Raw genomic sequence first — 24,884 nt, 5'->3', positions numbered from 1 at the left:
CGGCCACGGACTCGCCGGTGGCCCATTTTTGCTCCTTAACCCACCATCTGCGGCCGTTCGGGGGCACTCGGTCACATACGGGCCACTTAGGGTGGCACGATGCTTCCCACAGGCCGGTCGAGGGGACGGTAGACGCACATGAGCACACCGAGTACCGGGCGGGTCCTGCCCGTGGAACCGCCCGAGCCCGCCCTGGCCGGGCTGAGCCTGCCCGAGCTGCGCACCCTGCGCCAGGGCGCCCAGCGCGACGAGGCCGACCTCAGTTACGTACGACGGCTGCTCCAGGGCCGGATCGACATCCTGCGCGCGGAGCTCGCTCGGCGGGGCGTGACGGCCGGAGCGTCGGTCGTGGCCCGGCTCTCCGAGATCCTCACCGACGCCCCGGCCCGGCACCGCTCCTCCGCCCGCCACGTCACGCTGGGCACCCCGCACAGTGAGGAGTACCGCCGACTGGCCGCCGAGATGCTCGCCGAGGTCGAACTCTCCGACCTCGGCGCCCGCACCGACCCCGAACTCCATGAGGCGATGGCCCGCCTGATCCGCTACGAACAGCAGGTCTCCCGCCGCCGCCAAGGCCTCCAGCGCACCGCCGACGACTGCGGAGCGGAGATCACCCGGAGGTACCGGGAGGGGGAGGCACAGGTGGAGGACCTGCTCGTGTAGCTCCGGGCGGCGCAATTCGGCCCGTGGGGGAGGGAAGGGGCGGCGGGGACGGGAAAACCCCCGAGACACCCGCCCTCGCCCCGCCTACCGTGACCTCTATGTCCATAGACGTCCGCCGGATCACCGACACCGAGACCCCCGCCTGGATCCGCACCCTCGACACCGGGTTCCTCCGCGCCACCCCCCTCACGGAGGACACGCTCGCCGCCCGCCGTGCCCTCCTGGAAGGCGCCCGCGTCTCCGGCGCCTTCGAAGCCGGAAAGTGCGTGGCCACCTTCCGTTCCTTCCCCCAGCAGCTCACCGCGGTCGGCGGCGCGACCGTCCCCGCCGACGCGGTCTCGAGCGTGGCCGTGGCCCCCACCCACCGCCGCCGAGGCCTCCTCACCCGTCTGATGACCGAGGATCTGGCCGCAGCGAAGGACCGCGGGGACGTCGTCGCCACCCTCGTCGCCGCCGAGTACCGGATCTACGGCCGCTACGGCTTCGGCCCCGCCACCTGGACCACCGAGTGGACGATCGACGTCACGCGCGCGGGCCTGGACCCCCGCTGGTCCGGCCCCGAGGACGGCGGCCGCATCGACCTCGTGGACGCCGAGGAGGTCCGCAAGCTCGGCCCCGACCTGCACGAACGGCTGCGCCTTGCGCAACCCGGCGCGGTCAGCCGTACGGACCGCTGGTGGGAGGTGAACACCGGCGACCTGCGCCCGTACGGCGACTCCTGGACCGAGCCGTTCTACGCGGTGCACCGGTCGGCGGACGGCGAGGTCGAGGGGCTGGTCTCGTACGAGACGAACGACAACTGGACCGACGGCAAGCAGCCGCTGAACACCGCGTCGGTGAACTGGCTGATCTCCACGACCCCGGCCGCGGAGCGCGCCCTGTGGCGCTTCCTGTGCTCCATCGACTGGATCGCACGCGTGAAGACCGGCTACCGGGCCCCCGACGACCTGCTCCCGCTGCTTCTGCCGGACCCGCGGGCGGCGAGCGTCACCACCCAGGCGGACTGGCTGTGGCTGCGCGTCCTGGACGTCGTGGCGGCCCTGGAGGCGCGCACGTACGACGCGACGGGCGCCGTGGTCCTGGAGATCGTCGACCGGGCCGGCCTGGCCGGGGGCCGCTTCCTGCTGGACGCGGCGCCCGACGGCGCCTCCTGCACGCCGACGACCCGCGACGCCGACCTCACGCTGGACGTGGCAGATCTGGCGGCGCTGTGGCTGGGCGACGAGTCAGTGGCGCGGTTGGCGGCGCTGGGCCGGGTCCGGGAAGAACGAGCGGGCGCCGCCCGGGGGGCCGACGCCCTGCTGCGTACGTCCGGGCGGCCTTGGTGCCCGGACTTGTTCTGAGGCCCTGAAGCCCCGAGGTCTCCTTCCTGCTGCCGCTGTCGACGACGAGAGTGCCTTCGTTCATCCGTAGCTGTTCAGTGGTGCTTTTCGGTGGTGCTATTCAGTTGTCGGTGTGAAGTTGTGGCTGTGCGGGCGGTGTGAAGTTGTGACTGTGCCTCGGCGCCGACTGCTCGGGCTCCCGGCTCCCCTCCGGATGGGAACCCGACCGGCCAACCGTCTGAAAGTTTGACCATGTTGTTGAAGTTGGCAGCCAACTTCACTGTACTTATGTCCGCTTGGAAGCGTCCTATAACCATCTCTCTTTGAACTGCCCAAAGATGGCGGGAAGTTGTAGTGTTCGGTCGTGGAGCCGGAACATGCCTCCGTCAATGGGCGGAGGAGGGCGGAGCGGCCGCAGCGGTCGCATCGCGAGGTGGCCGACGAGCTGCGCACCCGGATCAGGACCGGAGTGCTGCGGCCCGGCCAGCGCATGCCCACCCAGGCCAAGCTGGCGGACGAGTTCGGCGTCGAGCGCGGCGCCGTACGCCAGGCCCTGCGGATCCTGCAGTCGGAGCACCTGCTCACCAACGTCTCCAAGGGAAGCCCCGCGACGGTCGCCGCGCACCCGGGCCCGGCCGGACCCCTGATGGGACCCGCGGCCACGCCCCAGCCCTCGATGGTGGGGCTCCCGCTGCGCATGACCGAGGCCTTCGCGGCGGAGCATGTCGAGGTCGACGCCCTGTGCCTGACCGCGGTCTCGCTGACGGCGGCGATCGGCGAGCCACTGCGCCAGATCCACGCGGGACAGCTGAAACCGGCCAAGATCGATGTGCGGGTGCTGCTGCCGTCCCGGAACATCGACCTGGCCTTCCCGACGCCGGTGGACGACTCGGCGGCCACCGGGCGGCTGCAACGCCACTGGCTGGCCCATCGCAACGCCCAGGGCCAGGTGCTGCGGCACAACCTGCTCACGCTGCGCTCCACGCACGGCATCGACGTGAACGTCACCTTCCGCGCGCTGCCCTTCACTCCGCCCGTCAAGCTGTATCTGCTCAACGGGACGGAGGCGCTGTTCGCCTACTACACCGTGTTGCGCAGCGAGCAGACGATCGACCAGGAGCATCTGGAGATGTACGACGCCGAGGGCACGCGGTCGGTGCTGTTCGCCTTCGAACAGGGCGCCGGGCCGCGTGACACGACGTTCGTGGAACAGTCCTGCGTGTGGTTCAACGCGCTCTGGGAGACGATCAGTTCGGAGCTGCTGCTCACGAGCTGACGGCGGGCCCGCTGACCAGGAGGGCGAGGATCACGGCACCGAGCGAGCTGATGGCCGGGTTTCTGGCTTTGATGCCGACGCTGAGCAGGAGCAGGCCGACGGCTCCGGCGGCGCCGTACTTCCACTGGATGGTCTGCTCGACGCCGACGACGATGACGGCGGAGAGGAGAGCGAGGACGGGCATGTTTCCCCCCTTCGGAGACGAACTTCAGAGATGCACTTCGGAGGCGGACTTGGGCGACGTACTGGGAGGCGGACTCGGGCGACGTACTGGGAGGCGGACTCGGGCGACGTACTGGGAGGCGGACGATTGGCCAACTTTCTACCAACTCGGATAAGTTGGTAACCAACCATGTCTATGTTGTCCCCACTTGGTGACAACCGCTAAACAACTTTCAAACAACTCCCGTTAGATGGATCGAAGTTGTAGCGTCTGGTCGTGACTCAGGAGAACGTGGCAGTGAACGGCAGCAGAAGGCTCTCGGCCCGGCAGATCGCCGATGTCCTGCGCGAACGCATCCGCGTGGGCGATCTGAAGGCGGGCGACCGGCTGCCCACACAGGCCGAGCTCGCCGACGAGTTCGGGGTGGAGCGCGGTGCCGTACGCCAGGCCCTGAGGGCGCTGCAGGACGACGGACTGCTCACCAACGTGTCCAAGGGCAGCCCGCCGAGGATCGCGGAACCGCCCGCGCCGGGTCACGGCGAGCCCCAGCCCACCATGGTGAGCCTGTCCCCCCGTCTGACCGCGGCCTTCTCCGCCACCCCCCACGTCCGCATCGACGCGGCCTGTCTCACCGCCGAGAGCCTGATCCCGGCCCTGGGCGAGCCCCTCCGCCTCATCCACGGGGGCAGCATCCGCCCCCAGAAGATCGACGTCCGCATCCTGCTGCCGTCCCGCGACATCGACCTCGCCTTCCCGGTCCCGGTCGACGGCCGCGGCGACGACGACCCGGTCCACCAGCGCTGGCTGGCCATGCGCAACGCCCAGGGCCACGTCCTGCGCCACAACCTCCAGACCCTGCGCTCCCACGGCATCGACGTCGACATCACCTTCCGCGCCCTGCCGTTCACCCCGCCGGTGAAGCTGTACCTCCTCAACGGCACGGAGGCCCTGATGGCGTACTACATGGTCACGCGCCGGGAGGAGGCGACCGACGCGGGGACGCTCGACATGTACGACGTGATGGGCACCGAGTCGCTCCTCTTCTCCTTCGAGAAAGCCACCGGCCAGCGCGACGCCGCGTTCGTGGAGGAATCCCAGAAGTGGTTCGACGCCCTCTGGGAAACCATCACGACGGACCTGACACTCTCCTAGTGACCTCTGATACGACGCAGACCGAACAGCAGACGGACCTACCGGATCTACAGGAGCTGATCACACGTGCGCGGGTCGTCCTCTGGGACTTCGACGGGCCGATCTGTCGGCTGTTCGCCGGGCACTCGGCGGAGAGCGTGGCCGACGGCCTGGTGGAGTGGCTCCAGGGGCGAGGCCTGCACGGCCTGTTGACGGAGTCCGAGCGCGAGTCCCTCGACCCGCACGTCGTGCTGCGCGCGGTGGACCGTCGGCACCCCGGCAGCGACCTGGTCGCGGAGCTGGAGGAACGTCTCACCCAGGAAGAGCTCAAGGCCACGTCCTCGGCGATGCCCACGGCCTACGCCGATCCCCTGATCCGCACCCTGACTGCGGTGGGCCTGCGCCTTGCGATCACCACGAACAACTCCCCCCGGGTGGTGACCCAGTATCTGGCGAGCCGAGGTCTCACCTCCTGCTTCACGCCCCACTTCTACGGCCGCACCCAGGACCTCCATCTCCTCAAGCCCGACCCGCACTGCCTCAACCGGGCCCTGCGCGCCATGGGCTCGGCCCCCGCCACCGCCCTGATGATCGGCGACACCCCCTCCGACTTCCTGGCCGCCCGCACCGCCGGCGTGCCGTTCCTGGGCTACGCGCGTAACGAGCACAAGGAGAAGCTGCTGAGGGGGGCGGGCGCCACGATGGTGGTGAACTCGCTGGAGCCGGTGCTGCGGGCGGTCAGACTCCAGGTCTGAGCTGCCCTCAGGCCTGTGTCATGAGGACCACCAGCGCGACGGCGGCGCCGACGGCCAGGCCGTTGTGCCGGGCTCGTACGCCCACCCCCAGCGTGAACAGCAGCATCAGACCCACCGCCCCGAGCCTGGTCTGCGCCGCCATCCCCGCGAAGAGCCCGAGGAACTCCCAGAGCGTCGATAACAGGAGCATGACCTTCCACCTCCCTACAGATATCAGTGAAGCTTGCAAATCCCGGTCCAATTGGACTGGTTGCCTTGAAGCTGGTGTGCCCTGTCTGTTTGATCCCTTAACCAACCGGGCATTGCGGCCTGCTACTTGACTGAAAGTGGTTTGCCCGCGACAGCGGAGCGGTACGGTCGGCGTGTGGGCGAACGGCAGAGCGGCGACGGCGGCGGCAGGGAATTCCAGCGAGTCGCCGACGAACTGCGCGCCCGGATGGCCGAAGGGGACTATCCCCTGCGCTCGTTCCTCCCGTCCCAGCGCGACCTCGCCGAGGAGCTCGGCGTCTCCCGGGACACCGTCCAGCGGGTGCTGCGCGAACTCGCCAACGAGGGGTGGATCGAGTCCCGTCAGGGCAGCGGATCCCGCGTGGTCAGGACGCCGCGGATCCCGACCCCGACGGCCGGGACCGGCCGCCCGCGCCGCTCGGTGACCCTCGGACCGCTGATCGGCGAGGCCTTCGAACGGCCCGAGGTCACCCTGGACGTCTACACGCTGACGTCCGAGTCCCTGGACGCGCACATGCGGCTCCAGGCCGAGCGCATCCACGCCGGCGTCGTCGCGCCCCAGCGCATCGCCCTGCGGCTGCTGCTGCCCCTCGAGGACCTGCCCATGCCCTATCCACGGGACAGGGACGACCAGTCCAATCCGCGTCCGGGAAACCGGCTGGGAGACCGCCTGCACGTCATCACGCGCCGGCACACGGCGTCGTTGCAAGCGCTGTTCAGGGACCTGCGGACCGAGGGGCTCGTCCCGTCCGCCGACCTCCAGATCCGGCACGCGCCGCTGGTCCCGGCCTTCAAGCTCTACCTCCTGAACGGCGCCGAGTCCCTGCTGGGCCCCTACGAGGTGGTCGAGCGGGACATCGAGCTGGAGTCCGGGGAGACGATCGCCGCCCTCGACGTGATGGGTCTCGGCGCGACCCTCACGCATCACGTCAGGGACGCCGACCCGAACTCGGTCGGCACCGTGTTCGTCGACAGCTGGCAGGCGTGGTTCGACTCGGTCTGGAATCGTCTCGCCCGATAAGGCGAGAGGCGTGCGCTAGCATCCCCAACCACGCGAGCAACCGCTCCCGTCCACACGTATGGGATGGCGAACAAGCCACCATCGAACGGCCAGACGCTGAACAGTGGCGAGCCACCCGTTGCGGCCACTCGGACGCCCCGCCGGCCGTGCGTCGCATCATCAGGCGTCTAGCGTGTCTGCCACTCATCAGGCGTCTAGCCTGCCTGCCATCTCGTCCAGCCATGTGAGTTCTTCGGAGCGGCAAGTGGTCGAACCCTTTGTTCCCCGTCACTGCCCTGGTGGGGAGCCGACCGCCGGCGATCAGCAGACCGCCGCGTTGCGGGCGTTCGTCAAAGAGGCGGAATCGGCGCAGCCGTCCAGCGGACACCACAACCGGAACTATGTGGTCCCCCTGACGGAGGACGTCGCGGCCGTGGTGAAGCGCGAGGCCGGCCCGGCGGGGGCCGTATCCCTGGAGGTCGGCACGCCGGTGACCGTACGCGTCCGGCGCGACGACGTCCTGTCCGTGGTGATCAGGACCTGGAGGGACGAGGCGGCGATCCTCAAGGCCGTCGGAGGCGTTCTGCCCGACGTACCCGTGTGTCTGGCCCGGCGGCCCGAATTCAGCGTCCTCAGCTTCGTGGAGGGCGTCACGCTCGCCAGCGTCTGCGGAAACGGTAAACCTGTCGACCCCCTGCTGGTGGAGGCGCTGGTCGGACTGCTGGCCCGGATGACTCAGGTGCGCCTGAGCGCGCTGCCCCCGCTGCCGGCCGGCTGGCCCGCCCACCGCACCGACAGCCAGGCCTTCCTCCGGAACCTGGCCCGGCTCGCCGACGAACAGATCCGAGAGCGCAACTGGACGGAGTTCGGCGGCCTGTTCAAGGCGCTGGGGATCCCCGAGGACGCCCTGCTCGCGCTGGCCGGGCGGGTCCCCGCGATGACCCGGCGGCCGTACAGCCTGCTCCACGGGGACCTGCACCGGGAGAACGTGATCATGACGTTCGGCGGAGAGCCGCCGCTGGTCTGCGTCGACTGGGAGCTGGCCACCTACGGGGATCCCCTGCACGACCTGGCGATCCATCTGGTGCGCATGCGGTACCCGTCCCACCAGGTTCCCGAGGTGGTCGACGCCTGGGTGGCGGCGATGCGGGAGGTGCGCCCCGCCGCGGTCACGGGCTACGGCAAGGACCTGCGCCACTACGTCGACTTCGAGCGCGCGCAGTCCGTGTACCCGGACGTCATACGGGCCGCTCGCTCGCTCGGGGAGTCGTTCACCCAGAAGCGCCTGGACGAGGCGACGGCGGAGGTGCGCAGGGCGCTGCTCGCGGCGGAGGAGCCCCTGCGGCTCAGGAACGTTCCGGCGGAGAAGGAGATCGGGCGGGCCCTCTTCCGCTGGTTGATGTCGCGCGGCGACATCAAAGGCCAGGACTGGATCGCGAAGGCCTGCGACTGGGAGCCGGACCTGCGGGTTCTCGAACAGCCCGGCTTCCCGGCGTCCTCCGTCCGGGACGCCCTGCTGGCGGAGGGAGGCGCGCCGGCGGACCGGGTGTTCAAGGGGACCGCGCACCTCAATACGGTGGTGTGGGTGCCGGGCGACCTCATGCCCGTGGTCGTACGGCGCATGCTGCCCAACGTGTGCCGCAGGGAGCCCAGTTACCTCAGCGAGCACGCCGTGCTGCGCGCGATCCAGGAGTCGGGGGCGAACGTGGCGGCCCCGCGGGTCCTCGCGCTGGGCCGCAGCTATCCGGACGACCCCTTCGCCATTCACACATACGTCGGGCCGCGTGTCGACGAGCCGCCCCGGCACCCGGTCGACGGGCTGCGCCCGCACGAGGCGGACGCACTCGTCGACCAGCTGTGCGAGCTGACGAAGGTGGACCACACCCTGGTCGACCCGAACGCCGGCGCCGTCGACTTCCACGAGTGGATGAAGGAGCAGCTCGTCGGGCTGGTGCAGAATCTGCCCAAGGAGCCGATGCAACTGGCCCGCACACTCGGGCTGCCCGACTCGCAGCGGCTGCGGGAGATCTTTTCGGAGCGCAAGGTGACCCGTCGTACCCCCGCGCTGCTGCACGGCGACCTCAACCCGTGGAACCTGGTGCGACGCGACGACGAGCTGGCGCTGACCATCATCGACTGGGAGATGGCCCAGGTCGGCGATCCCCTCTACGACCTGGTCCGGCACATGCATCTGACCCCGACCCGGCCGGAGATCAGGGAGCGCATGTTCCGCCGCTGGGAGCGCAGGCTGGCGCCGGCGTACACCAGCAACTGGTTCCTGGACTGGCACGTCTACCGGCGCCTGGAGATCGTCCGCTCCGCCTACGTCGACCTCGACCGCCTGGTGACCCGGGCGAGCCTCGACGCCCCCAACGTCCGCCGGGCCGTGGACTCCTACGGCAGCACCCTGTCGGCGGCCCTGGCCGCACTCGGCCTGCCCGCCCCGCGCACGGCGAACCCCTACCTGCCCCGGGCCCTGGCCCGGGAGAAGCCCTGAGGTCCGGGTAGCTCTGACGTCAGGGGAGTCCTGGGGTCCGGGGGGTCCTGAGGTCGGGTGGTTCTCACCTCGGGGGAGCGCTCGCCTCCTTCGGGAGGTCGGGGGCGGCCCGGGCTGCGTAGGCTCACGGCATGAGCGAGACGGGGTTGCGTGAGCGCAAGAGGCGGCGGATGTACCAGGACGTGTCGGACATCGCCGTACGGCTCTTCATCGAGCGGGGCTTCGACGCGGTGTCCGTCGCCGAGGTGGCCGCCGCGGCGGAGATCTCCAAGCCGACCCTGTTCCGGTACTTCCCGGCCAAGGAGGACCTCGTCCTGCACCGGCTCGCCGACCATGAGCGGGAGGCGGCGGAGGCGGTCGCCGCGGCGCGGGCCGAGGGAGTCGCGCCGCTCGCCGCCCTGCGCCGGAACTTCCTCGACGGCCTGGCCGCCTCCGACCCCGTCACCGGCGTCAACGACCACCCGGCTGTCCGCGCCTTCCACACCCTCGTCTACAGCACGCCCTCGCTGGTCGCCCGTCTCTTCGCCTACCTGGAACGCTCGGAGGCGGCGCTGGCGGACGCCCTCCTCGACAGCCTGCCGAACGCCCTGGAGGCCAGGCTGGCCGCAGGCCAGATCATCGCCGTCCGGCGGATCCTCGCCGAGGAGAACTGGCGGCGGATCGCGGAGGGGGAGCGGCTGGACGATGTACGGGAGGAGGCGGTGGCGGCGGCGGAGCGGGCGTTCGCGGCGCTGGGGGCGGGGCTTCCGGAGCTGGCCTAGGTCGGGAGCGGGGTGTTGTCCGGGTGACCGCGCGGTTGACGCCGTCGATGGTGTTACTTGGTTAAAGATGTGACTCGGTTACATTATTCGGTACCCTTGTCATATGACGGCACCCGACCTCACCCCCGAGGACGACCTCCACACCGTCCTCCGCCACGAACGCGCCCACCACGACACCTGCCGTGCCGCCCTCGCCGCCATGGTCGAGGGCGCCGACCTCCAGGTGGTCACCGGCGTGGACGTCTCCGCCTCCGGCGCCGGCGCCGAAGTCCTCGGGTACCGGCTGCGCAGCCAGGCCAAGGCTCTGCACGAACTGCCCGAGGGCCCCTTGTTCTTCGGCCGGCTGGACTTCGTCCGGGGAACGGGCGGCGCACACGACGGACTCGGCTACCACGTCGGCCGGCTCCGCATCAGCGAGCACCCCGCCGCGCCGCCCCTTGTCGTCGACTGGCGCGCCCCCGTCTCCCGCGCCTTCTACCAGGCGAGCGCCCGCGACCCCCAGGGCGTCGCCGTCCGCCGCCGCTTCGGCTGGGCACAGGGCAGCCGAGGGGACTCCGCCGACCTCACGGGCTTGGAGGACGAGCACCTGGACGGACTGGACGGACTGGACGGACTGGACGGACTGGACGGACTGGACGGGGGTGAGACTTCCGCTCCGGCGTCTGCGGTGACTGTTCCTCCCGGTGTCGGCGCCAGTGCCATCGTGACGCGAGAGATCGAACGCCCCAGAGTGGGCCCGATGCGGGACATCGCGGCGACGATCCAGCCCGAGCAGGACGACCTGGTCCGGGGCGAACTCGCCGAGTCGGTGTGCGTGCAGGGCGCGCCCGGCACCGGCAAGACCGCCGTGGGCCTGCACCGGGCCGCCTACCTCCTCTACACCCACCCCCGCCGCATCCAACGCGCCGGCCTGCTGATCCTCGGCCCCAACCGCACGTTCCTCTCCTACATCGCGGAGGTCCTGCCCGCCCTGGGCGAGACGGGCGTACGGCAGGCGACGCTGCACGACGAGATCGCCCGCCACCCGGTGACCGGAGCGGACCCCGACCGGACGGCCGCCGTCAAGCACGACGCCCGGATGGCGGAGGTGCTGCGCAGGGCGCTGTACGGACGGGTGCGGGTGACGCCCGACCGGGCCGAGGACCTCTGCCTCCCGGACGGTTCGTACCGCTGGCGGATCGCGGGCGATGCGCTGACCGAGCTGGTGCGCGGAGTGCTCGCCGAGGAGCCGCCGTACGAGATCGGGCGGGAGCGGGTGCGCAGCCGGATCGTCCGCCGGATCCAGCACCAGGCCGAACGGCGCAGCGGACCGCGCCCCGGTTCCTGGCTGCGCAGGATCGAACGGGCGCGGGCGGTGAGCGCGTGCGTGGAGGCGATGTGGCCGAGAACGACCCCGGAGGAGGTGCTGGCCGAACTCCTCACCGACGCGAAGTCGCTGACGCACGCGGCGGAAGGCCTGTTGAGCGCGGACGAACAACAGGCTCTGCACTGGCCGCGCCCGCCCCGCTCGCCGAAGTCCGCCCGCTGGTCGGCCGCCGACCTGGTCCTCCTCGACGAGATCGCCGGCCTCCTGGACCACCCCCAGGGGTACGGCCATGTCGTCGTCGACGAGGCGCAGGACCTCTCCCCGATGGAGTGCCGGGCCATCGCCCGCCGGGTCCCCTTCGGCTCGCTCACGGTCCTCGGCGACCTGGCCCAGGGGACCACTCCTTGGGCGGCGAGCTCCTGGCCGACGCTGATGACCCACCTGGGCAAGCCGGACGCGACGATCGTCTCCCTGACCACGGGCTTCCGCGTCCCGACCGAGATCCTCGCCCTCGCGGCCCGCGTCCTCGACCGCCTGGACGCCGACGTGCCCCGCCCCCGTTCCCTACGCCGGGACGGCTCCCTCCGGATCCGCCGAGCCGACGGCGACCTGCCGGCCGCGGTCGTCTCCGCCGTACGCGACGCACTCGTCCACGAGGGCTCGATCGGCGTCGTCGCGGCCGACGCCGACACCCCCCGCCTCCACCGGACCCTCACCGACTCCGGCCTCACCCCGTCCCCCCGGGTCACCGTCGTCCCCGCGACCCTGGCCAAGGGCCTGGAATACGACCACGTGGTCGCCGTAGAACCGACGGCCATCGCCGAATCCGACCCACGAGGCCTGAACCGCCTCTACGTCACCCTGACCCGCGCGGTCTCCCGACTGGAGGTGGTGCACGACCGGGAGTTGCCCTGGTGACCGCCGCCCGACCTGAGAGATCCTGTACGGCGATGCTGCTCTTCCTCGACATCGACGGCACGCTGATCCCGTTCGGAGGCACGGAGCCCTATCCGCTGCACGGAACGTCGCCCCACCCCCTGCTGCCCCGCCTCGACCCGGCCCTCGGCCCCCGCCTGCTCGCCCTGGGCTGCGAGCTGGTGTGGGCCACGACCTGGCTGGACGACGCGAACGCCCTCCTCGCGCCATGGCTCGGCCTGCCCCCGCTGCCGGTGGTGCACTGGCCGGACGAACCGGAGACCAGGGGCCTGCACTGGAAAACCCGCCCCCTCGTCACCTGGGCCGCCGCCCGCCCCTTCATCTGGCTCGACGACGAGATCACCCCGACCGACCACGCCTGGGTCGCCGCCCACCACCCCGCCCCGGCGCTCCTCCACCACGTCGACCCGCGTCGGGGCCTCACGGACGCGGATCTGGCGGCGGTGGCGGAGTGGATCGGGGACGGACAGCCGTAGATCCACGACCCTCAACAGATCCACGACCCTCAACAGATCCACGACCCTCAACAGATCCACGACCCTCAACAGATGCGCGACCTTCAAATTCGCGCCCATCGAGCGGTACATCCGGGCAGCGTCCGGGTGATCCGAAGGTCGGCGGTCACGGTCGCTCGCCTCGCGTGGAGATTCCGAATCTCGGTGGCGAATGCCTCCCGCGGCGAATGCCTCCCGCGACGGGGAAAGGAGGTTGCTCACTCCTTTCCACTCCCAACGTATAGCGCACAGGGGGGCTTGCGGCAAGGCCCGGGTGGGGGCGCAGAATCGTCGGTCGAGGCCAGAACCTGCGGGAATGGAAGGTTCGCGAAATACGCGTGGCGTTGTCGGTGTCGACGTATTGCGGGTGCGGCGCGGGCCGTCGGAAATGCGCGGAGCGACTGGCCGGAATCCAATCTCGATTCTCGTTGAATGGGTGTTTTGATGATTGACGTGATCGTGGTCGGCGGCGGACCGACCGGCCTGATGCTGGCCGGCGAGTTGCGGCTGCACGGCGTGCACGTGGTCGTGCTGGAGAAGTCGGCCGAGCCGACCGGGGAGTCCCGCGGGCAGGGTCTGCACGCGCGCAGCGTCGAGATCATGGACCAGCGCGGCCTGCTGGACCGGTTCCTCGCGGTCAGCGAGAAGTTCCAGGTCGGCGGTCTTTTCGGCGGCATCGTGAAGCCGTGGCCGGACGGGTTGGACACGGCTCACCCGTACGGCGTCGCCATCCCGCAGCCGGTCACCGAGCGGCTGCTCAACGAGCGTGTCCTCGAACTCGGCGCCGAGATCCGGCGCGGCTGCGAAGTGGTCGGGCTGAGCCAGTCCGACGACGGGGCCGACGACGGGGTGACCGTCGAGCTGGCGGACGGGACGCACCTGCGCTCGCGCTACCTCGTCGGGTGCGACGGCGGCCGCAGTACGGTGCGCAGGCTGCTCGGCGTCGGTTTCCCCGGCGAGCCCTCCAAGGTCGAGACGCTGCTGGGTGAGATGGAGGTGACCGAGGATCCGGCGACGATCGCAGCCGTAGTCGAGGAGGTCCGCAAGACCCAACTGCGGTTCGGAGTCGCTCCACCCGACGAGAGCGGAGTGTGCCGCGTCATCGTGCCCGCCGACGGCGTGGCCGAGGACCGTGCGACCGCGCCGACCCTGGAGGAGTTCAAGCAGCGGCTGCGGGCGGTCGCGGGCACCGACTTCGGCGTGCACTCGCCGCGCTGGCTGTCCCGGTTCGGCGACGCCACCCGGCAGGCCGAGCGCTACCGGGTCGGCCGGGTGCTGCTGGCCGGCGACGCGGCGCACATCCACCCGCCGGCCGGCGGGCAGGGCCTCAACCTCGGCGTGCAGGACGCGTTCAACCTCGGCTGGAAGCTGGCCGCCGCGGTCGACGGCTGGGCGCCGGAGGGGCTGCTGGACAGCTATCACGCCGAACGGCATCCGGTGGGCGCCCGCGTGCTGGTCAACACCCGTGCGGGGATCACGCTGCTGGGGACCGATCCGGGTGCGACCGCACTGCGGGAGCTGTTCTCGAAGCTGATGGACTTCGAGGAGGTGAACCGGTACGTCACCGGGATCATCACCGCGGTCGAGATCCGCTACGACTTCGGCGAGGGCCACGAACTGCTCGGCCGACGGCTGCGGGACGTGAAGCTGAAGCAGGGCCGCCTCTACGAGCTGATGCACGGCGGCCGCGGCCTGCTGCTCGACCAGACGGGCCGGCTTTCGGCGGCGGGCTGGGCGGACCGGGTCGACCACGTCGTCGACGTCGTCGACGCCGGGGAGGAACTCGACGCGCCCGCCGTGCTGCTGCGGCCGGACGGCCATGTGGCGTGGGTCGGCGAAGACCAGCAGGATCTGCTCGTCCACCTGCCCCAGTGGTTCGGCGCGGCCGTCGGCGAAGCCGACCGACGCGGGCAGAACCTCAACTCTTGACGGCCTCCGCGATCTGCAGGGCGGCCTGGGCGGGCGTGAGGTGTGTGGTGTCGACGACCTCGGCCTCGCCGTGCAGCCAGGTGCGGGCCGCCTCGGCGTAGGGCTCGAGGTATCGGAGACGGAACGGAGAGTCGGGGCCGAGAACAGTGTCCCCCGCGATGCGCCCGCGGAGGGTGTCCTGGTCGGCGTGGAGGACGAAGTGCCGTACCGGAATGGCGTGTTGGGCGAGGCCCGTGCTGATCTCGCGCCAGTACTCCTCGACCAGGACGGTCATGGGGATCACCAGAGTGCCGCCGGTGTAGTCGAGCACGCGGCGGGCGGTCTCGACTACGAGCGGCCGCCACGGCGGCCAGTGCTGGAAGTTGTCCGTCCGGGGCAGTCCCGGTGTGATGTCCATGAGCGTCTCGCCGACCTTCTCGGCGTCGAACACCCGTGAATCCGGGATCAGCTGCTGTACGAGCGGACTGGTCGTCGTCTTGCCCGCGCCGTGGGTGCCGTTGAGCCATACGATCATGGCACCTGACGCTAGCGCCGTGCGGGCCCCGGGGGCGGGCACAGCGGGAATCCGGTACGGCAGAGGACCGTGATCCGGTGCGGCCGGGGTTTCGCGGGCGGAAAGTGGCGCGACACACTTTTGCAAGCGGGTGCTTGCAATAGTTAGCAAGGGTGGTGCAAGGTGGAGGCATGGCATCGCTCAACGTCGGCAATCTCGGTGACTATCTGCGCGAGCAGCGGCGCAACGCCCAGCTCTCGTTGCGGCAGCTCGCCGATGCCGCCGGGGTGTCCAATCCGTATCTGAGTCAGATCGAGCGCGGGCTGCGCAAGCCGAGCGCGGAGGTGTTGCAGCAGGTCGCCAAGGCCCTGCGGATCTCCGCCGAGACGCTGTACGTGCGGGCCGGCATCCTCGACGCCGAGCGGGACCGGGACGAGGTCGAGACGCGCGCCGTCATCCTCGCCGATCCCACGCTGACCGAGCAGCAGAAGCAGGCGCTGCTCCAGATCTACGAGTCCTTCCGCAAGGAGAACGGATTCGACGGAGCGGACGCCCAAGCGGCGGACGCCCAGGTGAGCGGCGCCGATCCGCAGCAGACGGCCAGTTGACCGGACCAGGGGACCGGCCGCTCCGCTGCGGACCCGCACGACCCTCAGCCGAAGACGACGTACCTCACGACATGCACCAAGACATGCACCGAGACGTACAACACGACGACGTACACCACGTACGTGAATCCGGGAGGACCTACACCATGGCCATCACCGACGACCTGCGCAAGACCTTCAGCGACCCGACCCCGTTCTACTTCGCCGCAGGCACCGCCGACCTGGCCCTCCAGCAGGCGAAGAAGGTCCCGGGTCTGGTGGAGCAGCTGCGCACCGAGGCCCCGGCCCGTTTCGAGGCCGTCCGCAGCACCGACCCCAAGGCCGTGCAGGAGAAGGCCGCCGCCCGTGCCAAGGAGGCGAGCGCCAAGGCCAAGGAGGCTCAGGAGACCCTCCAGACCAAGGTCAGCGAGTTCATCGGCACCCTCGACGGGGACATCAAGAAGCTCGGCAGCACCCTCGACGCCGACCTGAAGAAGCTCGGCGAGTCCGCCCAGGACCTGGCGCTGCGCAGCGTCGGCGTCGCCGCCGAGTACGCCGTGAAGGCCCGCGAGACCTACGAGAAGGTCGCCGAGCACGGCGAGCAGGCCGTGAAGACCTGGCGCGGCGAGGCGGCCGAGGAGATCGAGGAGCTGGCCATCGCGGTCGAGCCCAAGACCGAGACGAAGGCCGAGCCCGCGGCCGAGCCGGTCGAGGTCAAGGACGAGCCGGCGCCCGCCGCGACCACGACCGACGCCTCGGCCGAGCCCGCTCCGGCCAAGAAGACCGCGGCCAAGAAGCCTCCGGTCCGCAAGGCCGCCGCGAAGAAGACGACGCCCCCGGCCAAGTGACAGACAGAGATATACATACGGTCACGGGCCGGGCACTCAGGCGGTGCCCGGCCCGTTGTACGGGTAGCGGAAGCGCGGTTGCGGGTACGGTGACCGCGTAGGAGTGACCGCGTAAGGACGAGCCGGTCGCGCCGAGTCGCGTCGAGTCGGGTGGTGGACGTAGTGCTGATGCAGGGGTTCTCGGGTTTCATGGCTTTGCTGAGCCTGGCCCTGATCGTTTTCAGCGGCTTCGCGCTGCTCGACGCCGCCGTGCGCCGCGAGGACGGCTATCGGGCGGCCGACAAGCAGACCAAGCCGTTCTGGATGATCGTCCTCGGGATCGCCTTCGTGGTGAACCTGATCTTCCCGATCCTGTCGTTCCTGCCGATCATCGGCCTGGTCGCGACCATCGTGTACATGGTCGACGTCCGACCGGCCCTGCGCTCCCTGCCGGGCGGCGGCCGCAGCCGCCGAGGCGGCGGCTCCAGCAGCGACGGCCCTTACGGCCCGTACAACGGCGGCCGGTAAGCCCCGTACGACCGTTACGGGATCTGTGGATCTACGGGATCCGTGAGATCTGCGGGATCTGCGGGATCCGTGAGATCTGCGGGATCTGCGGGATCTGCGGGATCTGCGGGATCTGCGGGATCTGCGGGATCTACGGGATCCGGTCCAGCAGGACCAGCGCCACGTCGTCCGCCAGCTCGCCCCCGTTGAGTGCGCGCACCTCGTTCACGGCGGCCCGCAGCAACTCCTCCCCGCTCAGCCCCTCGGAGAGCTGGCGGCGGATCATCTCCACCATGCCGTCCTGGCCCAGCCGTTCCCGGCCCTTGCCGATCCGGCCCTCGATGAGCCCGTCGGTGTACAGCATCAGGCTCCACTCCGCGCCCAGCTCGACCTGCATCCGCGGCCAGCGGGCGCCCGGCAGCAGGCCGAGGGCGGGGCCGTTGTTGTCGTACGGCAGCAGTCGCGCGGGCCGGTTGGGGCGGGCGATCAGCGGCGCCGGGTGGCCGGCCAGGCACAGGCCCGCGCGGCGGCCGTCGGGCGCGATGTCCACCGTGCACACCGTCGCGAAGATCTCGTCGTCGTCCCGCTCGTGCTCCAGCACCTGTTGGAGCGTGTTGAGCAGCTCATCCCCGCACAGCCCGGCCAGCGTCAGCGCCCGCCAGGCGATGCGCAGCTCCACGCCGAGCGCCGCCTCGTCCGGGCCGTGTCCGCAGACGTCGCCGATCATGGCGTGCACGGTGCCGTCGGGCGTGCGGACGGTGTCGTAGAAGTCGCCGCCGAGCAGCGCGCGCGAGCGGCCGGGGCGGTAGCGGGCGGCGAAGCGCAGCGGGGAGCCCTCCAGGAGGGGCGTGGGCAGCAGCCCGCGCTCCAGACGGGCGTTCTCCTGCACGCGCAGCTTGCCCTCGGCGAGCCGCCGCTCGGCCGTGTCGGAACGTTTCCTCTCCACCGCGTAGCGGATCGCCCGGCTCAGCAGCCGTCCGTCCAGCTCGTCCCGGAGGAGGTAGTCCTGGGCGCCCACCCGCACCGCCTCCGCCCCGCGTTCGGCGTCGCCGGACGCGGTGAGCGCGAGGACGGCGTGCCGGGGGGCGAGCTGGAGCACATGGCGCAGTACGGCCAGCTCGTCGTCGCCGGCGCGGCCGGGCGCGGGCAGCGCGAGGTCCAGCAGGATGCAGTGGACGTCGTCGGTGAGCAGCCGCTCGGCCTCGGTGAGGTTGCGGGCGGTGCGCACCCGGATCGGCTTGCCGTCCGAGTCCAGCAGGTCGGGGACGATCGGCGCGGCCGTGGGGTCGTCCTCGATCAGCAGCAGGGTGAGGGTGGTGTGGGTGGTGTGGGTCGTATGAGGGGCGGGGGTGGTGTGGGCGGTGCTCACGCCGGTGTGGACGCCGTCGGCGGGCGTGGCGTTGCTCGGGGCGGTCTGGACGGCCGGGGGCGTCGGGGCGGCCGGGGGCACCTGGGCGGCCGGCTCGACCGTCGCCTCGTCGCGAGCGGTCTCTTCCCTCAGGCGCTCGTCCTGCGTGCGCGGGGCTTCTTCCCTTGAGGGGCCGCCGACTGCGGGCGCGGCCTGCGCCTGACCACTTTCCGCGGCCGGGACCGGTCTCTGCCGCGGTATGGGTACGGGCATCGTCTTGGGTTCCTTCCCTCCCCCCGAGGGCACGGTGGGGCGAGGGACCTCGACCCACCGACCGGGACCATAGCGGCAGAAGGTCCCGCAACGGAATGGTGTGCGGCACGCCGCTTGATCTCTGGCCAGCGTCATATGCCGCGATCCGTACCGCAGTTGGGCAGTGCGGTACGGGTGCGGGGATGACGAACGTCACGTCCGCACGGGGTTTGGCGGCGGGGGGAGGTGCTCTGGGTCACATGGCGGGGGTCGCCCGCACCAACTCCAGCGGGCCGTACGGCCCCTCACGCGTCCGGCCGCACCACCCCGAGTATCGGCATCGTGCCCGCCCCCGCCAGCGTGACCGTCCGGCCGGGGCGCGGGGCGTGGATGATCGAGCCGTCGCCCACGTACAGCGCGACGTGGCTCGCGTCGTCGAAGTAGATGATCAGGTCGCCGGGGCGCATGTCCGCCACGGCGACGTGCGGGAGCTGCTTCCACTGCTCCTGGGAGGTGCGCGGCATCGCCTGGCCGGCGCTCTTCCAGGCCTCGGAGGTCAGACCGGAGCAGTCGAACGACCCCGGGCCCTCGGCGCCCCACTCGTACGGCTTGCCGATCTGCGCGGTGGCGTACTCGATGGCCTGCTTGCCCTGTACGGACGCCTTGCCCTTGATCTCGTCGAGGATGCCGGTGTCCAGCCAGGCGGTCTGCGCCTTCTGCGCGGCCTGCTCCTGGAGCTGGGCGAGGCGCTCCTTCTCCTTCTCCGCCAGCTGGGACTCGAGCTTCTCGGCCGCCGCGATCTGCTTCTCGATCTTCTTCTGCGCCGTCGCCTTCGCCTTGCGGTTGGTCTCCAGCTTCTGCCACTGGGCCGAGGCGTCCTGGGAGTACTGCTCCAAGTCCTCCTGGGTGCGGGTCAGCTCGCCGATCAGGCCCTTGGTCGCGCGGTGGCCCTGGAGCACCCGGCCCGCGCCGTCGAGGAACTCCGAGGGGTCGTCGCTCAGCATCAGCTGCGCCTCGTCCGGCAGGCCGCCCGTGCGGTACTGGGAGCGGGCCGCGGCGCCGGCGCGGTCCTTCAGCTCGTCCAGCTTCTGCTGGCCCTCGACGATCTTCTTCGCCAGTTCGACGAGCTCAGCGGACTGCTTCTTCGACGCCTCCTCGGCCGCGTTGTAGGCGTCGGTGGCGACCGCGGCGTCGTGATAGAGCGCGTCGAGCTTCTCGCGGACGGCTTCGAGGTCGGTGCTGGGCGCGGGGGTCAGATCGGGACTGGTCGTGGCCGACGAGGAGCTCGAGGAGGGTGAGGACGACGAGTTCGGTGTGGGGCCGGGGCTCGCGAACGCCGTGCCGGGCGCTCCCAACACGGTGACCGCGCAGACGACGGTCACCGCCGCCGCGATCAGGCTGCGCTTGCCCGAACCCATAACCCGCCCCCCAACTGATTTCCCGTCAGTAACTTACGGTGCCCGGGGGATCGTGCCACGTCACGGCCGAAAACGACAGAGGTCATGACAGAAGCACTGACACAGGCAGCCCTGCCCCCCGCCCCGCCCCGGCATGACGATCTCCCCGCCTGTGTGACGAACGACTCACAGAGATCGTTCCCGCCCACCGGGAGTGGACCAGCGCTCGACCGGCGTTCAGCCGCCGGGCGCCAACGCCCCCCACCGCACCGTCACTTCCCCCTGCCGCCACCGCACCGGCCCGTCCGTCACCGGCCAGTCGGCCGTGAGATCCCGTACCGACCGGATCCACCGCTGCCGCGCGCCGTACGACGCGTAGGGTGCGGCGGCCGCCCACGCGCGGTCGAAGTCGCGCAGGAAGGCGTGCACGGGTTCGCCCGGGACGTTGCGGTGGATGAGCGCCTTGGGCAGCCGTTCCGCCAGGTCGGACGGCCGTTCCAGGGATCCCAGCCGGGTTGCGAAGGTGACCGTGCGCGGCCCCTCCGGGCCGAGCGCGACCCACACGTGCCGTCGCCCGATCTCGTCGCAGGTCCCCTCGACGAGCAGTCCGCCCCGGGAGGCCCCGGTCGCCGGCGCGAGCCGCGCGCACAGCCGCTCCCAGACCGCGGCGACCTCGCCCTCGTCGTACTGCCGCAGCACGTTGGCGGCGCGGATGAGGTACGGCCGCTGGGGGAGCGGGATCTCGAAGCCGCCGTGCCGGAAGACGAGACCGTCGCGTTCGTACGGCTTCGCGGCGGCGACCCGGGCCGGTTCGATCTCGACGCCCACGACCCGCGCGCGTGGCGCGACGCGGCGCAGCCGCTGCAACAGCTCGACGGCCGTCCAGGGCGCGGCCCCGTACCCGAGGTCGACGGCCACGGGATCGACGGCGCGGCGCAGCTCGCCGCCGTGCACCGCGGCGATCCAGCGGTCCATGCGGCGCAGCCGGTTGGGGTTGGTCGTCCCGCGCGTGACCGTGCCCACGGGGCGGTTCGGGGCACGGGAGGTCATGCCTACGAGGGTAGGCGGTGCCGCGCATGTCCTACGGCGCGAGGCGCCGACGCCGCCGAACCTCCGGTGGCCGCGCATTTCCCGCCGACGGGACGTCTGTCGGGCCCATCGAGCCCCTGAACAACGCATCCCGGCCTCGAACGGTTGAGCGACCCCCGGTAACGCCTAGGCAAAAACCACTCCCCGCCGAAACCCGCCCGGAATGGGAATGCCGCCGTCCGGCGTTGCACCGGGACGGAGGGCGCCCCACACCCTCCGTCCGGCATGCCCGCAGGCAAGGAGGAAGGCCACGTGAGCCAGTACGTCAGCAGGCTCGGACGTCGCTCTTCGGCGGCGTCTCCGCGACTCAGGCTCCACCGTCGCCCCCGCCGCGTCGCGATGCTCTCCGTGCACACCTCACCGCTCCACCAGCCCGGCACCGGAGACGCCGGCGGCATGAACGTCTACATCGTGGAGCTCGCGCAGCGCCTCGCCGCGATCAACATCGAGGTCGAGATCTTCACGCGCGCGACCACGGCCGCCCTCCCCCCGACCGTCGAGCTCGCGCCCGGCGTCCTGGTCCGCCATGTCGACGCCGGCCCCTACGAGGGCCTCGCCAAGGAGGAGCTCCCGGCGCAGCTGTGCGCCTTCACGCACGGCGTGATGCAGGCCTGGGCCGGCCACCGCCCCGGCTACTACGACCTCGTGCACTCGCACTACTGGCTCTCCGGCCACGTCGGCTGGCTCGCCGCCCAGCGCTGGGGCGCGCCCCTCGTCCACGCCATGCACACCATGGCCAAGGTCAAGAACGCCAACCTGGCCGACGGAGACACCCCCGAACCCCCCGCCCGGGTCATCGGCGAGACCCAGATCGTCGTCGCCGCGGACCGCCTCATCGCCAACACGGCCGAGGAGGCCGAGGAACTCGTACGGCACTATCAGGCCGACCCCGGCAAGGTCGCCGTCGTCCACCCCGGCGTCAACCTCGACCGCTTCAGCCCGGCGGACGGCCGCGCCGCAGCCCGCGCCCGCCTCGACCTCCCGCAGGACGCACTGGTCCCCCTCTTCGCCGGCCGCATCCAGCCCCTGAAGGCGCCGGACGTCCTCCTGCGCGCCGTGGCCGTACTGCTCGACGAACGCCCCGAGCTGCGCTCCCGCATGGTGGTCCCGGTCGTCGGCGGCCCCAGCGGCAGCGGCCTCGCCAAGCCGGAGGGCCTGCAGAAGCTGGCCGCGCGGCTCGGCATCGCCGACGTCGTACGGTTCCGCCCGCCGGTCGGCCAGGACCAGCTCGCGGACTGGTTCCGCGCCGCGTCCGTCCTGGTCGTGCCCTCCTACAGCGAGTCCTTCGGCCTGGTCGCCATAGAGGCGCAGGCGGCGGGCACCCCGGTGCTCGCGGCCGCGGTCGGCGGCCTCCCGGTGGCCGTACGGGACGGCGAGACGGGCTTCCTGGTGCAGGGCCACGACCCGGCCGGCTACGCGCGCGTGCTCGCGGACTTCGCCGACCGCCCCGAACTCCCCGCCCGCATGGGCGCGGCCGCCGCCGCGCACGCCCAGTCCTTCGGCTGGGACACCGCGGCCGCCGCCACCGCCGACGTCTACACGGCCGCGGCCCAGTCCCACCGCCGTCACGTACGCTCGCAGCATGGGTGAGATCGAGCGGACCACGCAGGTCATGCAGGTCATCGAAGGCTTTCTGAACGACGCGCAGCCGGAGTGGGAGAGCCCCAGGCCCGGCTCCTACGTCGTCCAGCTCCCCGGCACCCGCAAGCTCAGGACGACGGTCTCCCTCCTCGTGGGCCGCCACTCCCTCTCCCTGAACGCCTTCGTCATCCGCCACCCCGACGAGAACGAACCCGGCGTCCACCGCTGGCTCCTGGAGCGCAACCTCAAGCTGTACGGCGTGAGTTACGCCGTGGACCCGCTCGGCGACGTCTACGTCACCGCCCGCCTCCCGCTGGCATCCGTCACCCCGGACGAGATCGACCGCCTCCTGGGCCAGGTCCTGGAGGCGGCCGACGGCGCTTTCAACACCCTTCTGGAACTGGGCTTCGCCTCCGCGATCCGCAAGGAGTACGCGTGGCGCGTCTCGCGCGGTGAGTCGACGCGCAACCTGGACGCGTTCGCCCACCTGACCCTCAGGAAGGAGTAGGGGCGGGCGCCGGGTCGAGCTGATCGGCGAAGGCCCGCAGGGCGTCGGCCAGTTCCTCCTTCGTGGGCAGCTTGTCCACCTTCGCGTCGAGCTCGTCGATACGTCGGCCGAGCTCGGCCAGGTCGGGCTGTGCGGTGGGCGTGGCGGTGGGCGTCTGGGTCGGGTCCGGGTCCTCGCCGCCGGTGGTGCCGCCGTCGACGGTGCTGCCCACGATGAGACCGCCACTGCTCCCGCCGTCGACGCTCCCGCCGTCACCCCCGGTGCTGCTCCCGCTGTCGCCTCCGGCGACGCCGCCGCTGTCGGCCGGCACCGGCGGGTCCGACTGGTCGGTGGTGGCCGCGATCGGCAGCGAGCGATCCTCGTCCGAACCGGCCGCGAGGGCGGCGCCCACGCTCAGGGCCACCAGGGTTGCCGCCCCCGCGACGGCAACCGAGAGCCGACGGACCCGCCCGACGCCGTGTGATCTGTGTGTTTCCTCTTTTTCCTCCATGGAGGGGACGCTAGCCGCCGCCGATCACCGGACGAAAACCTTCCGCCGATCTTCCTCTCCCTCCGTACCGCCCCGGCGTGACCCCCACCAACTTCCTGAAATGGCGCGTGAGATGGGACTGGTCGTAGAAGCCGGTCACCGCGGCCACCTCGCCGGGCGGCACCCCGTCGAGCAGCAGCCGTCGCGCCCGGTCGACCCGGCGGGACATCAGGTACTGGTGCGGTGCGATGCCGTACGCGCCGCTGAACGCCCGTACGAGATGCGCCGGATGGGCCTGCACGCGCGTGGCGGCCTCGGCGAGGGTGAGGCCCTCGACGACGTGCGCGTCGAGGAGTTCACGCAGCCGGCGCGCGAGGACGGGGTCGGGGCGCGGGACGGGTACGGGTGCGGTGCGCCGGAGATGGGTGCGCAGCCGCTCGCCGATGAACGTCAGCCTGCTCTCCGCCTCCAGCTCGTCCCCGGCCCGCGTGAGCGCGGTGTGCAGCCGGCCGACACGGTGGCGCAGCAGCGGGTCGCGCAGGTCGGGGCCGTCGACGGCGGGGCCGATGAGGTCGTGGGGCAGATGCGTGCCGTCCAGATACAGGACCCGCTTGCGGAAGCCGTCCGGGGTGGCGGGGGAGCCGTTGTGCGGGACGTGCGGCGGCAGCAGGGAGACCGTGTCGTGCGGGGTGCCGTGCTCATGCCGGTCGAGGTCGTACCGTACGGCCCCGGCGTCCACGATGAGCAGCGTCCACGCCTCGTGCACGTGCATCGGATAGGCGTACTCGGTGAAATGGGCGTGGAACACCTCGACCACGCCCGGGACCTGCGGGCGCCAGGCGGTGACTTCCTGCTCGGCGGCCATGCAAAGAACGTACAAGACGGTGTCGTACGACGGTCGGCAGTCTCGTCGTATGAACGCGAACGACGAAGCGAACGACGAACAGCCCCTCCGTTTCGACACGAAGATCGCCGTCCTGCTGCGCGAGGACCTGGAGACCTGGCAGCGCCTGAACGTCACCGCGTTCCTGGTCAGCGGCCTCGGCACGGTGGTCCCCGAGGTGGTCGGGGAGCCGTACGAGGACGCGGACGGCGTCCCCTACCTGCCCATGTTCCGCCAGCCGGTGCTGGTCTTCGAGGGCACGAAGGAGACGCTGATCGCCGCCCACGCGCGCGTGCTGTCCCGCGGCCTCCCGCGCGCGGTGTTCACCGGCGACCTCTTCGCCACCGGCAACGACCGCGACAACCGCGCGGCGGTCCGCGCCGTGCCGACCGCGGAGCTGGACCTGGTGGGGCTGGCGGTGCACGGCCCGCGCAACGCGGTCGACAAGGTGCTGAAGGGGGCGCGGATGCACCCGTAGCCAC

General features: G+C 71.1%; 25 protein-coding genes. 17 read left to right on the top strand and 8 right to left on the bottom strand.

Features of this window, described 5'->3' with window-relative positions; translation table 11 throughout:
* Positions 1–138: 138 nt before the first annotated feature.
* From OG562_RS19535 to OG562_RS19525, 3 genes are all read left to right on the top strand, one after another.
* On the top strand, positions 139–663 hold the full coding sequence (locus OG562_RS19535) for an aerial mycelium formation protein (RefSeq protein ID WP_266399493.1): 525 nt from the start codon (positions 139–141) through the stop codon (positions 661–663).
* Between the two features lie 98 nt (positions 664–761).
* On the top strand, positions 762–2,006 hold the full coding sequence (locus OG562_RS19530) for a GNAT family N-acetyltransferase (RefSeq protein WP_266399490.1): 1,245 nt from the start codon (positions 762–764) through the stop codon (positions 2,004–2,006).
* Between the two features lie 343 nt (positions 2,007–2,349).
* A complete protein-coding gene (locus tag OG562_RS19525) occupies positions 2,350–3,261 on the top strand; it encodes a winged helix-turn-helix domain-containing protein (RefSeq protein WP_266399488.1) in 912 nt (303 codons plus the stop codon).
* Here OG562_RS19525 and OG562_RS19520 read toward each other — a convergent pair.
* The gene (locus OG562_RS19520; protein WP_266399486.1) at positions 3,251–3,445 is read right to left on the bottom strand and encodes a hypothetical protein; all 195 of its coding nucleotides are present in this window, start codon (positions 3,443–3,445) and stop codon (positions 3,251–3,253) included. The two genes, OG562_RS19525 and OG562_RS19520, sit on opposite strands and share 11 nt — an antisense overlap.
* A 249-nt stretch (positions 3,446–3,694) precedes the next feature.
* On the opposite strand from OG562_RS19520, the gene OG562_RS19515 reads away from it, so the two are divergent.
* Both OG562_RS19515 and OG562_RS19510 read left to right on the top strand, forming a co-directional pair.
* Positions 3,695–4,576: a winged helix-turn-helix domain-containing protein gene (locus OG562_RS19515; RefSeq protein WP_266409397.1), complete on the top strand. Its 882-nt coding sequence runs from the start codon at positions 3,695–3,697 to the stop codon at positions 4,574–4,576.
* Positions 4,576–5,310, top strand: a complete 735-nt coding sequence (locus OG562_RS19510; RefSeq protein WP_266399484.1) for an HAD family hydrolase — start codon at positions 4,576–4,578, stop codon at positions 5,308–5,310. The genes OG562_RS19515 and OG562_RS19510 overlap by 1 nt, the downstream gene beginning before the upstream one ends.
* 7 nt (positions 5,311–5,317) lie before the next feature.
* Here the strand turns inward: OG562_RS19510 and OG562_RS19505 are convergent, their stop codons facing one another.
* On the bottom strand, positions 5,318–5,500 hold the full coding sequence (locus tag OG562_RS19505) for a hypothetical protein (RefSeq protein ID WP_266399481.1): 183 nt from the start codon (positions 5,498–5,500) through the stop codon (positions 5,318–5,320).
* 174 nt (positions 5,501–5,674) lie between these two features.
* Here OG562_RS19505 and OG562_RS19500 point away from each other — a divergent pair, with 174 nt between their 5' ends.
* The 6 genes from OG562_RS19500 (at position 5,675) to rox (ending at position 14,461) form a co-directional block, all read left to right on the top strand.
* Complete coding sequence (locus tag OG562_RS19500) at positions 5,675–6,559, top strand: winged helix-turn-helix domain-containing protein (RefSeq protein ID WP_266399479.1); 885 nt, start codon at positions 5,675–5,677, stop codon at positions 6,557–6,559.
* 316 nt (positions 6,560–6,875) lie between these two features.
* Complete coding sequence (locus OG562_RS19495) at positions 6,876–9,035, top strand: phosphotransferase family protein (RefSeq protein WP_266409395.1); 2,160 nt, start codon at positions 6,876–6,878, stop codon at positions 9,033–9,035.
* A gap of 131 nt (positions 9,036–9,166) precedes the next feature.
* Complete coding sequence (locus tag OG562_RS19490) at positions 9,167–9,796, top strand: TetR/AcrR family transcriptional regulator (RefSeq protein ID WP_266399478.1); 630 nt, start codon at positions 9,167–9,169, stop codon at positions 9,794–9,796.
* Between the two features lie 103 nt (positions 9,797–9,899).
* On the top strand, positions 9,900–12,020 hold the full coding sequence (locus OG562_RS19485; protein WP_266399475.1) for an AAA family ATPase: 2,121 nt from the start codon (positions 9,900–9,902) through the stop codon (positions 12,018–12,020).
* Positions 12,021–12,052: 32 nt separating this feature from the next.
* Positions 12,053–12,514 (top strand): HAD domain-containing protein, encoded by a 462-nt coding sequence (locus tag OG562_RS19480; RefSeq protein ID WP_266399473.1) that lies wholly within the window; start codon positions 12,053–12,055, stop codon positions 12,512–12,514.
* Positions 12,515–12,976: 462 nt separating this feature from the next.
* Positions 12,977–14,461 carry a rifampin monooxygenase gene (gene rox, locus OG562_RS19475; protein WP_266399470.1) on the top strand — a complete coding sequence of 495 codons (1,485 nt, stop codon included), beginning with the start codon at positions 12,977–12,979 and terminating at the stop codon, positions 14,459–14,461.
* Here the strand turns inward: rox and OG562_RS19470 are convergent.
* Positions 14,451–14,975, bottom strand: coding sequence for an ATP-binding protein (locus OG562_RS19470; RefSeq protein WP_266399467.1), 525 nt, complete (start codon positions 14,973–14,975; stop codon positions 14,451–14,453). The two genes, rox and OG562_RS19470, sit on opposite strands and share 11 nt — an antisense overlap.
* 170 nt (positions 14,976–15,145) lie before the next feature.
* On the opposite strand from OG562_RS19470, the gene OG562_RS19465 reads away from it, so the two are divergent.
* The 3 genes from OG562_RS19465 to OG562_RS19455 all read left to right on the top strand — a co-directional run bounded on the left by OG562_RS19465 (position 15,146) and on the right by OG562_RS19455 (position 16,896).
* Positions 15,146–15,562 carry a helix-turn-helix domain-containing protein gene (locus OG562_RS19465; RefSeq protein ID WP_266399464.1) on the top strand — a complete coding sequence of 139 codons (417 nt, stop codon included), beginning with the start codon at positions 15,146–15,148 and terminating at the stop codon, positions 15,560–15,562.
* Between the two features lie 146 nt (positions 15,563–15,708).
* Positions 15,709–16,389, top strand: coding sequence for a hypothetical protein (locus tag OG562_RS19460; protein WP_266399462.1), 681 nt, complete (start codon positions 15,709–15,711; stop codon positions 16,387–16,389).
* Between the two features lie 168 nt (positions 16,390–16,557).
* Positions 16,558–16,896, top strand: a complete 339-nt coding sequence (locus OG562_RS19455) for a DUF2516 family protein (protein ID WP_266409393.1) — start codon at positions 16,558–16,560, stop codon at positions 16,894–16,896.
* 130 nt (positions 16,897–17,026) lie between these two features.
* On the opposite strand, the gene OG562_RS19450 is transcribed toward OG562_RS19455, so the two are convergent.
* The 3 genes from OG562_RS19450 to OG562_RS19440 all read right to left on the bottom strand — a co-directional run bounded on the left by OG562_RS19450 (position 17,027) and on the right by OG562_RS19440 (position 20,922).
* Positions 17,027–18,496: a PP2C family protein-serine/threonine phosphatase gene (locus OG562_RS19450; protein ID WP_266399459.1), complete on the bottom strand. Its 1,470-nt coding sequence runs from the start codon at positions 18,494–18,496 to the stop codon at positions 17,027–17,029.
* Positions 18,497–18,780: 284 nt separating this feature from the next.
* A complete protein-coding gene (locus OG562_RS19445) occupies positions 18,781–19,893 on the bottom strand; it encodes a C40 family peptidase (protein ID WP_266399458.1) in 1,113 nt (370 codons plus the stop codon).
* A gap of 216 nt (positions 19,894–20,109) precedes the next feature.
* Positions 20,110–20,922 (bottom strand): class I SAM-dependent methyltransferase, encoded by an 813-nt coding sequence (locus OG562_RS19440; RefSeq protein WP_266399455.1) that lies wholly within the window; start codon positions 20,920–20,922, stop codon positions 20,110–20,112.
* A gap of 291 nt (positions 20,923–21,213) precedes the next feature.
* Between OG562_RS19440 and mshA the strand changes: the two genes are divergently transcribed.
* Positions 21,214–22,551, top strand: coding sequence for a D-inositol-3-phosphate glycosyltransferase (mshA, locus tag OG562_RS19435; protein WP_266399452.1), 1,338 nt, complete (start codon positions 21,214–21,216; stop codon positions 22,549–22,551).
* A complete protein-coding gene (locus OG562_RS19430) occupies positions 22,544–23,050 on the top strand; it encodes a YbjN domain-containing protein (protein WP_266399450.1) in 507 nt (168 codons plus the stop codon). Before mshA ends, OG562_RS19430 begins: the two co-directional genes overlap by 8 nt.
* Here OG562_RS19430 and OG562_RS19425 read toward each other — a convergent pair.
* On the bottom strand, positions 23,037–23,540 hold the full coding sequence (locus OG562_RS19425) for a hypothetical protein (RefSeq protein ID WP_266399448.1): 504 nt from the start codon (positions 23,538–23,540) through the stop codon (positions 23,037–23,039). The genes OG562_RS19430 and OG562_RS19425 overlap by 14 nt on opposite strands.
* A 10-nt stretch (positions 23,541–23,550) precedes the next feature.
* Positions 23,551–24,384, bottom strand: a complete 834-nt coding sequence (locus tag OG562_RS19420; RefSeq protein ID WP_266399447.1) for an AraC family transcriptional regulator — start codon at positions 24,382–24,384, stop codon at positions 23,551–23,553.
* A gap of 49 nt (positions 24,385–24,433) precedes the next feature.
* Between OG562_RS19420 and OG562_RS19415 the strand changes: the two genes are divergently transcribed.
* Positions 24,434–24,880: a DUF2000 domain-containing protein gene (locus OG562_RS19415; protein ID WP_266399445.1), complete on the top strand. Its 447-nt coding sequence runs from the start codon at positions 24,434–24,436 to the stop codon at positions 24,878–24,880.
* Positions 24,881–24,884 lie beyond the last annotated feature (4 nt).

It is taken from the genome of Streptomyces sp. NBC_01275 (genome assembly GCF_026340655.1).
In the GTDB taxonomy this organism is placed as follows: Bacteria; Actinomycetota; Actinomycetes; order Streptomycetales; family Streptomycetaceae; genus Streptomyces.
This window is presented reverse-complemented; position numbering and strand designations above follow the sequence as displayed.

Bases quoted from the DNA above. Each gene is read 5' to 3' on its own strand.
- OG562_RS19505 (WP_266399481.1), bottom strand. From the start codon at position 5,500: ATGCTCCTGTTATCGACGCTCTGGGAGTTCCTCGGGCTCTTCGCGGGG.
- OG562_RS19465 (WP_266399464.1), top strand. From the start codon at position 15,146: ATGGCATCGCTCAACGTCGGCAATCTCGGTGACTATCTGCGCGAGCAG.
- OG562_RS19485 (WP_266399475.1), top strand. From the start codon at position 9,900: ATGACGGCACCCGACCTCACCCCCGAGGACGACCTCCACACCGTCCTC.
- OG562_RS19520 (WP_266399486.1), bottom strand. From the start codon at position 3,445: ATGCCCGTCCTCGCTCTCCTCTCCGCCGTCATCGTCGTCGGCGTCGAG.
- OG562_RS19455 (WP_266409393.1), top strand. From the start codon at position 16,558: ATGCAGGGGTTCTCGGGTTTCATGGCTTTGCTGAGCCTGGCCCTGATC.
- OG562_RS19420 (WP_266399447.1), bottom strand. From the start codon at position 24,384: ATGGCCGCCGAGCAGGAAGTCACCGCCTGGCGCCCGCAGGTCCCGGGC.
- OG562_RS19450 (WP_266399459.1), bottom strand. From the start codon at position 18,496: ATGCCCGTACCCATACCGCGGCAGAGACCGGTCCCGGCCGCGGAAAGT.
- OG562_RS19440 (WP_266399455.1), bottom strand. From the start codon at position 20,922: ATGACCTCCCGTGCCCCGAACCGCCCCGTGGGCACGGTCACGCGCGGG.
- OG562_RS19530 (WP_266399490.1), top strand. From the start codon at position 762: ATGTCCATAGACGTCCGCCGGATCACCGACACCGAGACCCCCGCCTGG.
- OG562_RS19415 (WP_266399445.1), top strand. From the start codon at position 24,434: ATGAACGCGAACGACGAAGCGAACGACGAACAGCCCCTCCGTTTCGAC.
- rox (WP_266399470.1), top strand. From the start codon at position 12,977: ATGATTGACGTGATCGTGGTCGGCGGCGGACCGACCGGCCTGATGCTG.
- OG562_RS19535 (WP_266399493.1), top strand. From the start codon at position 139: ATGAGCACACCGAGTACCGGGCGGGTCCTGCCCGTGGAACCGCCCGAG.
- OG562_RS19425 (WP_266399448.1), bottom strand. From the start codon at position 23,540: ATGGAGGAAAAAGAGGAAACACACAGATCACACGGCGTCGGGCGGGTC.
- OG562_RS19460 (WP_266399462.1), top strand. From the start codon at position 15,709: ATGGCCATCACCGACGACCTGCGCAAGACCTTCAGCGACCCGACCCCG.
- OG562_RS19430 (WP_266399450.1), top strand. From the start codon at position 22,544: ATGGGTGAGATCGAGCGGACCACGCAGGTCATGCAGGTCATCGAAGGC.
- OG562_RS19470 (WP_266399467.1), bottom strand. From the start codon at position 14,975: ATGATCGTATGGCTCAACGGCACCCACGGCGCGGGCAAGACGACGACC.
- OG562_RS19490 (WP_266399478.1), top strand. From the start codon at position 9,167: ATGAGCGAGACGGGGTTGCGTGAGCGCAAGAGGCGGCGGATGTACCAG.
- OG562_RS19445 (WP_266399458.1), bottom strand. From the start codon at position 19,893: ATGGGTTCGGGCAAGCGCAGCCTGATCGCGGCGGCGGTGACCGTCGTC.
- OG562_RS19480 (WP_266399473.1), top strand. From the start codon at position 12,053: ATGCTGCTCTTCCTCGACATCGACGGCACGCTGATCCCGTTCGGAGGC.